Origin of the sequence: Alkalihalobacillus sp. R86527 (genome assembly GCF_042466185.1) — a bacterium.
Taxonomy (GTDB): domain Bacteria; phylum Bacillota; class Bacilli; order Bacillales; family Guptibacillaceae; genus Guptibacillus.
In genome coordinates this window covers 3,276,100-3,289,876 of record NZ_JAXHBW010000001.1, presented here as the reverse complement: position 1 = coordinate 3,289,876, position 13,777 = coordinate 3,276,100, and the positions used below count along the sequence as shown (strand labels likewise).

Annotated in this window: 14 protein-coding genes and 1 other annotated feature; of the genes, 7 read left to right on the top strand and 7 right to left on the bottom strand. The window is 40.9% G+C overall.

Annotated features, from left to right (window positions below; all coding sequences use genetic code 11):
• Positions 1-15: 15 nt before the first annotated feature.
• Positions 16-633, bottom strand: coding sequence for an NUDIX hydrolase (locus SJY16_RS17165; protein ID WP_377891098.1), 618 nt, complete (start codon positions 631-633; stop codon positions 16-18).
• A 77-nt stretch (positions 634-710) separates the two neighbouring features.
• On the bottom strand, positions 711-1,088 hold the full coding sequence (locus SJY16_RS17160; RefSeq protein ID WP_377891097.1) for a thiol-disulfide oxidoreductase DCC family protein: 378 nt from the start codon (positions 1,086-1,088) through the stop codon (positions 711-713).
• A 159-nt stretch (positions 1,089-1,247) separates the two neighbouring features.
• Here SJY16_RS17160 and SJY16_RS17155 point away from each other — a divergent pair, with 159 nt between their 5' ends.
• Positions 1,248-2,969 (top strand): pyruvate oxidase, encoded by a 1,722-nt coding sequence (locus tag SJY16_RS17155; RefSeq protein ID WP_377891096.1) that lies wholly within the window; start codon positions 1,248-1,250, stop codon positions 2,967-2,969.
• Between the two features lie 56 nt (positions 2,970-3,025).
• On the top strand, positions 3,026-3,430 hold the full coding sequence (locus tag SJY16_RS17150) for a gamma-glutamylcyclotransferase family protein (RefSeq protein WP_377891095.1): 405 nt from the start codon (positions 3,026-3,028) through the stop codon (positions 3,428-3,430).
• A gap of 18 nt (positions 3,431-3,448) precedes the next feature.
• Here SJY16_RS17150 and SJY16_RS17145 read toward each other — a convergent pair whose 3' ends face one another.
• Positions 3,449-4,333, bottom strand: a complete 885-nt coding sequence (locus SJY16_RS17145) for a DMT family transporter (RefSeq protein ID WP_377891093.1) — start codon at positions 4,331-4,333, stop codon at positions 3,449-3,451.
• A gap of 237 nt (positions 4,334-4,570) precedes the next feature.
• Here SJY16_RS17145 and SJY16_RS17140 point away from each other — a divergent pair, with 237 nt between their 5' ends.
• Both SJY16_RS17140 and SJY16_RS17135 read left to right on the top strand, forming a co-directional pair.
• Entirely contained in the window at positions 4,571-5,395 is an 825-nt protein-coding gene (locus tag SJY16_RS17140; RefSeq protein ID WP_377891092.1) for a DUF368 domain-containing protein, read from the top strand.
• A 97-nt stretch (positions 5,396-5,492) separates the two neighbouring features.
• Positions 5,493-6,014, top strand: coding sequence for a GNAT family N-acetyltransferase (locus SJY16_RS17135; RefSeq protein ID WP_377891090.1), 522 nt, complete (start codon positions 5,493-5,495; stop codon positions 6,012-6,014).
• A gap of 181 nt (positions 6,015-6,195) precedes the next feature.
• On the opposite strand, the gene SJY16_RS17130 is transcribed toward SJY16_RS17135, so the two are convergent.
• Genes SJY16_RS17130 through SJY16_RS17120 form a run of 3 tightly spaced genes read right to left on the bottom strand, consistent with a single transcriptional unit; the run spans position 6,196 to position 9,005 of the window.
• On the bottom strand, positions 6,196-6,663 hold the full coding sequence (locus SJY16_RS17130; protein WP_377891088.1) for a GtrA family protein: 468 nt from the start codon (positions 6,661-6,663) through the stop codon (positions 6,196-6,198).
• Positions 6,664-6,677: 14 nt separating this feature from the next.
• On the bottom strand, positions 6,678-7,826 hold the full coding sequence (locus tag SJY16_RS17125; protein ID WP_377891086.1) for a glycosyltransferase family 4 protein: 1,149 nt from the start codon (positions 7,824-7,826) through the stop codon (positions 6,678-6,680).
• 30 nt (positions 7,827-7,856) lie between these two features.
• Complete coding sequence (locus tag SJY16_RS17120; protein ID WP_377891085.1) at positions 7,857-9,005, bottom strand: NAD-dependent epimerase/dehydratase family protein; 1,149 nt, start codon at positions 9,003-9,005, stop codon at positions 7,857-7,859.
• 540 nt (positions 9,006-9,545) lie between these two features.
• Between SJY16_RS17120 and SJY16_RS17115 the strand changes: the two genes are divergently transcribed.
• The 3 genes from SJY16_RS17115 to tyrS all read left to right on the top strand — a co-directional run bounded on the left by SJY16_RS17115 (position 9,546) and on the right by tyrS (position 12,628).
• Complete coding sequence (locus SJY16_RS17115; protein WP_377891083.1) at positions 9,546-9,893, top strand: hypothetical protein; 348 nt, start codon at positions 9,546-9,548, stop codon at positions 9,891-9,893.
• 183 nt (positions 9,894-10,076) lie between these two features.
• Positions 10,077-11,009, top strand: coding sequence for a ferrochelatase (gene hemH / locus SJY16_RS17110; RefSeq protein WP_377891081.1), 933 nt, complete (start codon positions 10,077-10,079; stop codon positions 11,007-11,009).
• Between the two features lie 97 nt (positions 11,010-11,106).
• Positions 11,107-11,330, top strand: a binding site (T-box leader).
• 56 nt (positions 11,331-11,386) lie between these two features.
• Positions 11,387-12,628, top strand: coding sequence for a tyrosine--tRNA ligase (gene tyrS / locus SJY16_RS17105; RefSeq protein ID WP_377891079.1), 1,242 nt, complete (start codon positions 11,387-11,389; stop codon positions 12,626-12,628).
• A 262-nt stretch (positions 12,629-12,890) separates the two neighbouring features.
• Here the strand turns inward: tyrS and SJY16_RS17100 are convergent, their stop codons facing one another.
• Positions 12,891-13,640: a FixH family protein gene (locus SJY16_RS17100; protein WP_377891077.1), complete on the bottom strand. Its 750-nt coding sequence runs from the start codon at positions 13,638-13,640 to the stop codon at positions 12,891-12,893.
• Between the last annotated feature and the right edge of the window lie 137 nt (positions 13,641-13,777).

Here is a 13,777-nt window from a genome sequence, read left to right as displayed (position 1 = left end):
TTGTAAATGAACTCGTTAATCGTAGACGACAGGTTTTGATGGTTCATGCAGGAAATCGAATAAAAGGGCAATCTGAGATGTTGTCGTTCTGCCTGTTGAGAGGGGCGGAAGATTAGTTCTATTGAAAAATCCACTTGCGCTTGTTTCGATGCTGGTAGATGGATTTCCACCAACGATTTCGCATTGAAAAATAATTTTGTATGTATGGTATGGAGAAGGGGGATGAGGATGCTTTGACTTATCGAGAACAGCAAGAAGCCTTACTACCTTCACGATATAGCCTGTTTCTTCCTGAACCTCTTTCACCGCTACTTCTGCTGGTGTATACCCTACATCACCCCAGCCTCCAGGGAGTGACCATTTCCCATCTTCTTTTTCTTGAACGAGTAAAAGTTCACCGTGTTGAAAGACTGCAGCACGAATGTCGACTTTCGGCGTCTGATAGCCTGTCTCGTTCGCGAATAAGTTCTCAATCGTATGCATGTCATATTCTGTGTAGGTGTTCATAATTTCTGTACTTAGTTTACGCAGTTCCAAGTAGCGCTCGTAATCGTATGGATCTTTCGTATACGTTAATCCTGCTTGAGCAATCGATTGTAATTCCTTTGCCCATTCTAACCATTTCTCGCTCATGAAGGTTCTCCTTTGTGAAGATTTTCATCGTTCATCAAACTACTTCGAGAACAATAGAAAAAAACCTGCTTATGAAATCAATCATAAACAGGTTCAGGATAACGACCAAACCATTCGTAGCGATGAGTTGAAAACCATTTATATAATGGGGAGCCGATTCGATCGAGAAAAGGTAAATAGAGAAACAAGCTCAATGGAATGGTAATCGGCAATGCAAGAAATAGCCTTCTGACTGTAGAAAAGCCTGAGTATAGTCGGCCAGATGCCGTCAGCATATGTATTTCATCATACATAAGATCGTGGCGATATTGCATGTAAGGATAAGCTTCTGGATTGTTTTCTACTTCTTGTACAGCAATCCATTCAACTTGTCCTCTCCAGTCAAGCTTTTGAAGAATCTTCTTCACATTAAAACAAAAAGGACATTCAGCGTCATAAAAAACGAGATGTTTCATACGGGAGCCTCCCAATAAGAAATTTCGTATCCTATTCTATACAATTCACTTTATTGAGGGATATTAAACAATAGAACCATCTTATGTAGTAAAAAAGTTTCGTATGAGCAGTGAAAGGGAAGATGAGACTTTATGAAATGATACGGAGGAGGAAGAGAAATGTTTGATAAAAGTACAGGAGAGATCCTTGTCGATACACTATCCGATTGGGGAGTCGATCATGTTTATGGACTTCCGGGTGATTCGATCAACCATTTTGTAGATAATCTTCGATCTTCAGAGGATCGAATGAAATTCATTCAGGTTCGTCATGAAGAAGTTGGAGCGCTATCAGCTGCTTCATATGCCAAAATAACTGGTAAGATAGGCGTTTGCTTATCGATTGCAGGACCAGGTGCGATCCATCTTCTTAATGGTCTTTATGATGCGAAAGCTGATGGAGTGCCCGTTCTTGTAATCGCGGGGCAAGTCGACAGTACACAAGTAGGTACAGATCAGTTTCAGGAAGTGAATCTTGAGCGGATGTTTGACGATGTGTCTGTTTTTAATAAGCGCGTTCAATCAGCAGAATCATTACCTGATTTAACAAATCAGGCGATTCGTACAGCAGTTGAAAAGAAAGGGGTAGCCGTCCTTACAATTCCAGATGACCTTGCAGCTGAAAAGGTGAAACAAAAGGTTAAGAATACGTCACTTATTCGATCGAAAGCGGTGGTTCATCCCGATACTTCGAATTTGCAAGAAGCACTGCAGCTAGTAAACGATGCAAAAAGGCCTGTAATCTTAGCAGGTAAAGGTGCGAAGCATTCGAGAGAAGAACTTTTACAGTTCGCTGAGAAAGTAGCTGCTCCGGTTATCCTTAGCCTGCCAGGGAAGGGGACAATTCCAGATGTTCATCCATACAACTTAGGACAGCTCGGTCAGATTGGGACAAAACCAGCGTATGAAGCGATGGAAGAAACAGACCTTCTCATTATGGTCGGTACTTCGTTCCCATACCGCGATTATCTACCGGATGATGCGAAGGCCATCCAGCTTGATATCGAGCCGACGCAAATTGGAAAACGATATCCTGTGACGGTAGGATTGATTGGGGATGCGAAGTGGACGCTTTCTTATTTAGCTGAACATAGTCAGTACCAAGAAGATAGAGACTTTATTGAAAAGTGTCAGGAGAATATGAAGAACTGGTGGTCTCATTTAGAAAAAATTGAAGCCGAGCGATCAACACCGATTAAACCTCAAGAAATTATGCCCGAACTACAGAAAGTTGTTGATGACGATGCTGTCTTATCAGTGGATGTAGGTAATGTCACGGTTTGGACAGCGAGACACTTCCGGGTAACGAATCAGAAGTTCATTCTCTCCTCGTGGATGGCAACGATGGGATGCGGTTTGCCTGGTGCGATTGCAGCAAAAATTGCTCATCCTGAGCGTCAGGCCGTAGCGATTTGTGGGGATGGAGGCTTCTCCATGGTTATGCAGGACTTCTTAACTGCTGTAAAATATCAGTTGCCCATGATGGTCGTTATTTTCAACAATGAACGACTCGGTATGATTAAATACGAGCAGCAAGCAATAGGAAACCTTGATTATGAAACAGAATTAAAAGACTTTGATTTCGCGGCCTTCGCGCATACAGCAGGAGGAGAAGGATACCGTGTTGAGAAACATGAGGAACTGTTACCAGCTCTTGAAAGAGCGGCTAAATCTACTAAGCCTGCTATTGTAGATATCGTGATAGAAGATCAAGCACCTCTTCCTGGGAAAGTAACGTATGAGCAAATATCAAGTTATTCAAAATACATGTTGAAGAAAGCTTTTAAGGAGCAGGAAATCGACATGCCGCCGCTGAAGAAAGCGTTGAAGCGTATTTTCTAATAAGGTCCAAAGTCCGCCCTCGTTAGGCGGGCTTTATTTATAGGAGGGGGATTTTCATGCATGTTGTTTTTGTGTATGGAACGTTAAGAAAAGGTGAAAGCAATCATCATGTAATTGAAGGAGCCACGTTACTTGAAGAGTATAGTTGGACGAGCGGAGAATTGTATGACACTGGCGCAGGTTACCCTGCGATGTTTGAATCAAGTGAAAGTGTTGTATATGGAGAAATCTATAAAGTGAACGATACGATTCTTTCACGTATTGATGTGCTTGAAGGGTTTCAAGTAGGGAGGACAGCTAATCTTTATGAGAGAGTCATTCAAACCGTTCAGTCCAAAGGAAATCAGTACGATGCGATCACCTATATCATGAAAACCAGGCCATCCTCGTTTCAACGAATCGATAGCGGAAATTGGGGAGAAGATAAGTTAGATAATGACAGCAAAAATGGCAGCGTCTGAAAAGACGCTGCCATTTCTTTAATTGGAGGTTCGTGATGCTTTTTTTTCGATTTTTGCTTCATGATTATTTCGTAAAAACATGTAGAACGAAGCTGAGAAGATAATAATATATCCAAGTATACTTAGAAGACCAGGAACTTGTCCAAATAGGATGATACTGATCAGTGCTGAATAAACGACGGTGGAATAAAAGAAGATCGAGATCTCCCGTGCTGGGGCAAATTTATATGCCATCGTGATTCCGAACTGACCTAGTGTTGCAAAGACTCCTGCAAGAAGTAGGTAGATGAGCTGCTTCGTTGCCATCGGTTCATAGAACATAATGACAAACGGGAGTAATACAACCGTTGAGAAGAATGAAAAGTAAAAGACAACTGTATAAAACTTTTCCTTTTGCCCGAGGACGCGAAGCACAGTATACGCTCCTGCAGCAAATATCGCAGATAATAAGCCCGAGATATACGGAATCGTTTCAATAGAAAACTGCGGTTTAATAATTAATAAGGTACCAATGAATGCAATGATAATCGCCACGACCTGAAACGTTCTAGCACGCTCTTTTAGGAATAATGCAGAAAAAATTATGAGCAGAAAGGGACTAAGCTTGTTCAGCATATCTGCGTCAGATAGAACGAGATGGTCGATCGCATAAAAATAGAAAAGGATTCCTAACGTCCCAAGTGCTGAACGGAGGAGTAAGAATTTCTGGTTTTCTTTCTTACCAAATAACCGTTCTTTGTAGAACATCACAAAACCAAATGATATTACAGCAGAGACTGCGTTTCGAAACATCGTCTTTTGTACCGTTGGTAGATCTCCTGAAAGCTTTACAAAAGCTGCCATCATCGCAAAACCGAACGATGAAACGAGTAACAAAAGGATGCCTTTATTTCGATCACTCATCAAATTCCTCCAGTGTATAGATTCAAAAATCACCTCTATCACTTTACTGTATGTGGTGGTGGTTAATCAACTCATGACAATTGGGATAGGCAGAAAAAGGTGTGGTATTTCGAATGGATACGTGTAGGATATCCGATTATGGTGAGGAAAAACCAAAGCTTGCTCTTAGTGAGGGTTACAATTGCCTGCTAGGAGGGTAAGGAACTATTACACAGATACACAAAGGAGAACCATGAGATGTTTAGATGGAAGAATATATATAGAGGGCTATTAATGGGAATCAGCGATTTGATTCCTGGTGTTAGTGGCGGAACAATCGCGATGGTACTTGGAATTTATAGACGGTTGATCAACGGAATCAATGGACTGATGAGTAAGAACTGGAAGAAGGAACTTGGTTTCTTTATTCCTTTGTTGATCGGAGTGGCACTTGCAATTATTCTAGTAAGTAAGGTGATGGAGAAGCTTTTAAATAACTATCCACAGCCTACCTTTTACTTTTTTATTGGGTTGATCATTGGTGTTATTCCGTTCCTACTGAAAAAGGTAGAGTTCAAAGAGTCATTTAAACCGGTTCACTACGTGCTCCTTGTAGTTGCAGCGATATTGATTGCTTCTACGATTGTTTTCAAAGGAGGAGACTCAGGGACTGTTAAAGAAACGTTGGAGTTGAAGGATTATGTAGTCCTATTCTTTTCAGGATGGTTAGCTAGTACGGCTATGATTCTGCCTGGTGTAAGTGGTTCATTCGTATTGTTACTGCTCGGTTCCTATCAAACCGTTATACATGGATTATCGTCATTTCAAATCCCCCTAATTTTGACGGTAGGAGCAGGGATCATAGTAGGATTAAGTTTAACTGGTAAAGCTATTTCAGTATTGTTGAATAAATACACGGTATCAACGTACGCGGTGATGATTGGGCTTGTCACAGGTTCGGTCGTAGTTCTTTACCCAGGGTTTAAATCTGATCCTGGAATTGCGACTGCAAGCATCATGACATTCCTCCTCGGTATTGGAGCAGCTTTCTTATTAGGTAGAATTGAGCATAAACAAAGGTAACAGGCAGTGAAAGCTGTCTGTTTTTTTGAGCAGGAAAGTCTTTAGCAGATATGGAATCAGTTGAAGAAGCTTTGTGATGTAGAGGAAGGAGACACTAATGAACATACAGTTTAGTAAAATCGAACATCCAACAACCGCTCTTGTTGATATGTATAATAGATGGGAAAACGATCGATCTTTAGTACCGTTAATACGGCCGAATAAGAATGTGGAGGAATATGAACGACGAAGGAAAATCACGATGATCGATTTAACCGAGCGTTTAAATCACCTACATATATATTTGATTTACTTCAATAATAAGCTGGTAGGTGAAATGAATTATATGGTCGACCCGGGTCATCTTCTTAAGAAAGAACCGAAAACAGCGTGGGTCGGGATAACGATTGGGGAAGATGAGGCTCGTGGTCACGGCATAGGCTTTGATGCTATGAGCTATTTAGAAGAGGAAATAAAGAAAGACGAACTAAAGAGAATTGAACTTGGCGTGTTTGAGTTCAACACAAGGGCACAGAAATTATATAAACGGTTAGGGTATAAGGAGATTGGACGATTAGAAGATTTTACATATTGGGACGGGAAGATGTGGGCAGATATTCGTATGGAGAAGTACGTTTGAATCGTCACTTTTAAATGATTCGTAAAAACGCTGGGGATCATCCTCAGCGTTTCTCGTTGTGGGCTTCGTTGGATTGAAGTTTCTTGAGTTCATCGACGGTAGCAAACGTATAATCTTCTGTTACTAGTTCTCGTAGATAATAAAAAAACAAGCAAATCCATTGATGGATTCGCTTGTTTGCTTAGCGACTTCGTTTTTCTTGCGAACGGTGGGTTCGAGGGAATACAATATGTTTCATCATAAAGAAACTTGATGCAGAAGATAAAAACATTGCTAATCCCTTCGCTATATTTCGTTCGATATAATTTGGAATCGACAACCATTCAAGGTCAAACAGAAACAGAGCGCCGTAGAAAACGAGGTTGCTGACGCCAAGTGCAATAACGGCCTGCACCAGAAACAAGATGACCTGTCTTCGATCGTAGATAGCTTTGGAAGGAAAGGTGAGCTTAGCATTCCAAAAATAACTGTTCGTGATCGCCAGTGTATACGCAATTGAATTGTAGATAATGAGCTGGATTCGGTCATCTGTTGGAAATAACAGCATGAGGAGGTTAAGAGCTCCTATGTCTACAAGTGCATTCATGATACCAATCGCACTAAAGCTTATAACCTGCTTTGAACCTTTGGCTTTTTGACTCTGTTTCATGTTTTTACCTCTATCTATTGGACCGCCTGCTGTCCTTCTTCATGATCTTGCTTAAGTTCTAAAGAGGACTCATAAATATCGAGAAGCTGTTGTGCTGGACCATGCCAGCCGAAAGCTCGTGAATGCGAAAAGGCTTGTTCTGACATTCGATGAAGTAGGTCCTCATTTTCAAGTCGAGCAATGGTTTCGGTTAAGTTTCCCTCTTTACCTGAACGGTAGAGGAGACCTGTCGAACCATCTTCCACTTGTTCGTTCGTCGGTCCAGATTCTGCTGCGACAACGGGAAGTCCACTTGCCATTGCTTCTAGAATGACAAGCCCTAGTGTTTCAGTAGTTGAAGGGAACATGAATGCATCTGCTGAAGCATAAGCGGTCGCTAGTTCTTCTCCATGCATAAACCCTGTGAACGTCACATTCGTAAGGTGTGAGAAGTTCTTTTCAAGTTGCTCTCGGTATGGCCCGTCCCCAACGATTGCGAGATGAGCATCTTGCTTCTCTTCTAACATAGGGAGGAGTGTGTCGATTTCTTTCTCGAATGCAAGACGTCCAACAAATAAAAGTAGTGTTTTGTGAGGATTTCCTTCCGTTAATCGTTCCCTCATCGACTCTTCGCGTAGCTCAGGGTTAAAGCGTTCTGTATCGACGCCACGCTTCCATAAATGAACGTTATAAAAGTCTTGCTCATTAAGTTCTTCTAAAATAGCTTGAGACGTGCACAGGTTCAAGTCTGCTTTGTTGTGCATTCTTCGGAAATGCCACCATAGAAGAGGCTCTGCCCATGGAACGTTGTAATAATCCGCGTATTTTGGAGCATGCGTATGATAAGAAGCAATGAGGGGTACCCCTAGCTTTTTTCCATATTTAATTCCTGAATACCCCATAAATGCAGGGTTTACAACGTGTACGAGATCAGGGTTGAAGTCTTCTAGATATGTTTTGATTTGTTTTGTTGGCATTCCAAATTTACGGTGTTTATACAGGAAAAAGGTACGAGGCTGAACCCCATCGAAACGAATATTCCTATAGCTTCGTACCCCTAAATCTGGAGCAATAACCTGGATCTCATGTCCTTGATCGATTAAATAATCGATGGAAGCACGCAATCGCGTTACGACTCCATCTGTGGAGGGGAGGAATGTTTCAGTTACGATGGAAATTTTCATAGTTACACCTCTCCTTGTTTTGACATCGTCTTACTTCCAGGTAACGTTTGGAAGTACGTTTTCTTTTAGAACTCTATCTTTGTATTTAAGAGCTGTTTCAAGTGTATTCGCTATATGTTCATCAGTTAATAAGCAAGGTTCAAGGCCCAGGTCGATCAAGTTTGTGTTTACGGCATGATAATAGTGTTCTTCTTTTTCAACACGTGGGTTTTCTATATGGTCGATCGAAATATCAAGCCCCTTAGACTCTGCTACTCGTTGAACTTTCTCGGCTAATTCAAGAACAGAAAATTCTTCTGTAAATTGATTGAAAACACGGAACTCTCCTTTGTCGGCAGGGTTCTCAGCAGCGATTTCAACACAGCGAATCGTATCCTGTATATTAAGAAAGGCTCTTGTTTGCTTGCCAGAACCGTAAACAGTTAAATTATGTCCGATGGCTGCTTGTATGATGAAACGATTTAAAGCTGTTCCAAAGACGCCATCGTAGTCAAGGCGGTTAACTAAGCCTTCATCCATATCCGCTTCATCTGTATGAAGTCCATAAACAATCCCCTGATTCAGATCAGTTGCTCGAATACCCCAAATCTTACATGCGAATTGAATATTATGGCTATCATGGACTTTTGATAAATGGTAGAACGAGCCTGGTTGCTTTGGAAATGGTAGAACGTCTTCGCGTCCTTTATGTTCGATCTTTATGTATCCTTCTTCTATATCAATATTAGGCTGGCCGTATTCGCCCATTGTGCCCAATTTTATTAAATGGCAATCAGGTGTTACTTCTTTGATGGCATATAGTACGTTCAAATTGCCAACGACGTTATTGGTTTGAGTGAAAACAGCGTGTTCTCTGTCGATCATAGAGTATGGAGCAGAGCGTTGCTCAGCAAAGTGAACGAATGCTTCAGGCGCAACTTGTTTGAAGATCTCTTTAAGAAAATCATAGTGCATCAAATCGCAGTCGTAGATTTGAATGCTTTTGCCACTCTTTTCTTCCCAGAGTTTTACGCGTTCTTCTAAGGACAGAATCGGGGTTAGTGAGTTAGAGCGAAGTTCTTCGTCCCATTTTCGACGAACCATGTTATCTAAAATCGTCACGTCGTGTCCCTGTTTCGATAAATAAAGCGCTGTTGGCCAACCGCAAAAACCATCTCCACCTGCAACAATTATTCTCATAGATTCTACCTCCATCACAATGGTCAAATTTGTACTAAATCGCTTGCTATATCACAATTTACGATAGCACTCATCATGGGCTGATTCAACTAAGGACCCCTAATTTACGAAAATTTTAAGATAATCAGTTAATTCCCTGTAGGAATCAAATTTATGTTGAAGGTAAACTTGAAAAGGAGTTGAAATGAATGAACGATCGTCATCCTTATTGCCTGTTACATCGATGGCTGCTGTGTTGTTAGAAAGATAGGGAGTTGGGGGTGAAGTCATTCTTCGGGACGTTCAAATAAAAGTCTTTGTTAATTACGGCATCTATGATTAGATGTTCGTCTTCCTGCCAAGTTCTTCAGTTATTGGACGCTTAAATTTGTTTTTGCTCATACATCTTCCTCCTTTGGATAAACGCTAGCGGTAGTTTATGTTGTTGTGCGCAAGATTAACCATCACCGTAAGCATAGGTTAGCTTACTTTTCTATGATTAATTGTTCTTAGAAAAGGGAATCAGATTAAAGTGAGCCAAACGAAAAGGAGTCGATAGATATGAGTAAAACATTACAAGCCTACTTTCCAACAGAGAATGAAGCAGAAAGTGCAAAGGCAGACCTCAAAAATTATTCTGTAAATAACGTTTCAGTTGAAGAAGTAAATGAGGAAAAGAACCTATCAGTTGATACCCCTGATTCTGGTCAAGGGTCAAATACAGAGGCTGGTGCAAACAACGATTTGTTCTTCTCAAATGAAACCCCAACAGGTAAGCAGGAAGAAAACGCTGATCCTGAACAAAATGATAAGCATTACAGCTATATGCTTTCATTCGAAACAACTGAAGAAGACGATACAGAGCTCCGTGAAATCGTAACAAAGCATAATGGAGCGATGGAAAAATAATTAATGTAGGGGGTCAGGCAAGTGCCTGACCCCTTTTGTAATGAACGACACAAAACGTTACGATTTATATTGTTGTTTACCCTTTGAATCGATTGATGAAAAAGGGTATACTTCAAACTAGACGATAATGATTATAACTAGATATTGAATTTAATTCGTATTATTTGAGAGGGGAACACACTCATGGCAAAGAAAACAATGGGTTTACTTGTGATGGCATACGGTACGCCATACAAGGAAGAAGATATCGAACGTTATTACACACATATTCGTAGAGGAAGAAAACCAGCTGAAGAGCAACTTCAAGATTTAAAAGATCGCTATAAGGCGATCGGTGGTATTTCACCTCTTGCAAAAATTACTGAAGATCAAGCATATGGATTAGGTGCTCATCTAAATGAAGTGCAAGATGAGATTGAATTTAAAGTGTATATCGGCCTGAAGCATATTGAACCATTCGTTGAAGATGCCGTTCAACAAATGCATGAAGATGGAATTGAAGAAGCTGTAAGCATTGTACTAGCACCTCATTTCTCTACGTTCAGTATCAAATCATATAATGGACGTGCTAAGGAAGAAGCAGAGAAAATTGGTGGACCAACGATTACATCTGTAGAGAGCTGGTACGATGAGCCGAAGTTTATTTCCTATTGGGCTAAGCGCGTAAAAGCAATATTTGATGGAATGACTGAACAAGAAAGTGAAAAAGCGGTATTAATTGTTTCTGCACACAGTCTTCCAGAGAAAATCATCGCAAATGGAGATCCATATCCTGATCAGCTAAAAGAAACGGCTGACCTTATTGTTGAGGAATCTGGAGTAAAAAATGTTGCGATTGGATGGCAGAGTGAAGGAAATACACCAGATCCATGGATTGGTCCTGATGTTCAAGATCTAACGAGAGATTTACATGAAAATCATGGTTACACATCATTTGTCTATGCACCTGTTGGATTTGTAGCGGATCATCTTGAGGTTCTTTTTGACAATGACTATGAATGTAAAGTCGTAACAGATGATATTGGAGCAAACTACTACAGGCCAGAAATGCCAAACGCAAAAGAAGAATTTATCGATGCGATGGCAACGGTCGTGTTGAAGCAATTGAATAATTAATGTTAACAGCGGTCTTGGACCGCTGTTTTGTTATTTGGTGACAAAAAAAGAATTGACAATCCCTTCTTTTAAAGCTAAAGTTAGTGAAAATCAATGAAAATAGGCGAAGAAGAGGAAACAGTAGCGCATGCGAGTTGTAGTGTCAGAGAACCAGTGGTGGGTGAGAACTGGTACAGCGCAATCGTGAATTACCCCTCAGAGCTTTTCTGACGAACGGATTCTCTAGTAGTCTGAAACGGTAAATTCCGTTATCGTATTTGAGCCGGAAGACAGGATTGTCTTCAATCAGGGTGGTACCGCGTGACTAGCCACGTCCCTACATATAAGTAGAGGCGTGGCTTTTTTTTATATTATTTTAAATTAGGGGGTCGAAAGGAATGACCATGATCGAAAAGTTAACGAGTGAACAACGAAAGGAAATGGAAAGGCAGTATGCGGTTTATACTCATGGAACGAGCGAAGTCATTCCTGGAGACGAATTGAAACGTAAGATTGCAAAGTCGATCATCACAGGACGTCCATTGAAGGTTAAGCTTGGACTTGATCCAACAGCACCGGATGTTCATATCGGGCATACTGTCGTATTAAATAAGCTGCGACAGTTTCAGGAAAATGGGCATATTGTACAGCTGATCATTGGAGACTTCACAGGTAAGATCGGTGATCCGACAGGTAAATCTTCAGCAAGAGTTCAACTTACGGATGAAGAAGTTGAGAAAAACGCTCAAACGTATCTTGATCAATTTGGGAAAGTGATCGATCGTCATAAAGTAGAACTATTCTACAATGCAGCTTGGCTTTCAGAATTGAAGTTTCAAGACGTAATCGAGCTAGCAGGTAAGATTACTGTCGCTCGGTTAATCGAGCGTGATGATTTTGAGAAACGGATTACGAATGGTAAGCCGGTTTCACTGCATGAGTTCTTTTACCCCCTTATGCAAGGGTACGATTCCGTTCATCTAGAAAGTGACATCGAGCTCGGAGGGACCGATCAATATTTTAACGTCTTAATGGGAAGACATTTACAAGAACAGTTTGGAAAAGAAAAGCAAGTTGTCTTAACGATGCCTCTTCTCGAAGGATTAGATGGCGTAGACAAAATGTCGAAGTCAAAAGGGAATTACATTGGAATTGCAGAAAAACCAACAGAGATGTATGGAAAAGCGATGTCGATCCCTGATGAGTTAATTTCGAAATACTTCGAACTGATTACGGATTTACAACTAGAAGAAAAAGTAGCGATTCGAAAGAAGCTTAAAGAAGGGTCCGTTCATCCTAAAGAAGCAAAAATGAACTTAGCAAGAACGGTTGTACGAATGTTTCATGGCGAGGATGCAGCTACTACTGCGGAAGAGCAATTCCGAAATGTATTTCAGCAGAATCAGCTACCCTCTGATATCGAGGAATTTAAGTGGAGTGGAGAACAGAAAGTAAGTGTGCCAGCTCTAGTCGTGGCTTTAGGAATGTTGCCTTCTACTAGTGAGGCAAGACGCATGGTCAAAAATGGTGGAATCAAAATTGATCAAGAAAAAGTTACGGACAGTTCTACTGTGATTGAAATTGTAGATGGTATGGTTGTTCAAGTTGGTAAACGTAAAGTGAAGAAAATCAGGATATAAAATTCAATCTGTTAATAAAGTTTCGAAATCAACTGGGTGGTGATTTCCGCTCCAGGATGCTCGCTTTCCGCGGGGCGGGCGGTGAGCCTTGGCTTCGCCTGTGGGGTCTCACCTGTCCCGCAGATTATTAATGACGTCATTAAATCAGAACCTCAACGAAGTTTCTTTATATTAATAATAATTTTCTACTGTATAGGGAGCACAAGAAACGAGGCTTCTCTACAAGCGAAATCCCCCATTCAAAGTAAATGGGGGATTTGTTTTATTCTGTGACTGTCACTGTTTCTTCAGTGTGTTCATGTAAGCCATTGTCGTTTTCGGCATGGATGGTGACGGTGTATTTTCCTGCTTCTTCGAATGTAGCAGTTCCTTCATACTCGCCATCTTTTGTTTCCTCAGTGTCTATCCATTGTGCTTTTTCTTCACCAGCTTTTGAAATTTCAAAGCGGACAGACGCTCCACCTAAAGGTTGATCGTCTTTTTGTAGGTGTGTGACTAAAGAAATCTTTTCGCTTGCTTTAATGGATTCTGGTTTCATTAAGTGGAAAGAAACAGCGTCTCCATGATGGGCGTGTTCTTCGCTATGCTCAGATGATTCTTCTGACCCTGAACCTACTGTTACTTTGTTTTTCGGCATCGTGTGTAGGTCTCGTGCTGTTACGTGCGATTGAACAATGTATGTCCCATCTTCTTCGATTGCTTTCTTAATAGAGTAGACGCCTTCACCTTCATGCTCGGCTTTTACCATCTCACTGTTATCTTTGTCTCCTTCTTTCCAGATTTCAAACATTACTTCGTTTGCGTCTTCAACCGCTTCGTCTCCTTGTGTAACTGTTGCGCTTAAAGTGAGTTCCTCGCCTTTTTTGGCAGTTTCAGGTGCATCGAGAGAAACTTCTAATGGCTGAGGTTCAGAAGTGCCGCTTTCTTCTGTATCTTTGTTATCGTTCTGTCCACATGCTGCGAGCACAAGGGCGAGACACAGCATAGATAAGAAAATACTTAGTTTTTTCATATAAGACATCCTTTCACTATTAAAAAATGTATGTAAAGCTTCATTATTGCCAGACAAGGTCGTTGGCAAACAAGCTTCTTACTAATAATAGTAGAAAAGATGAAGGAGCATCTCAAGTGCTTACAAAGAGCAGTTGT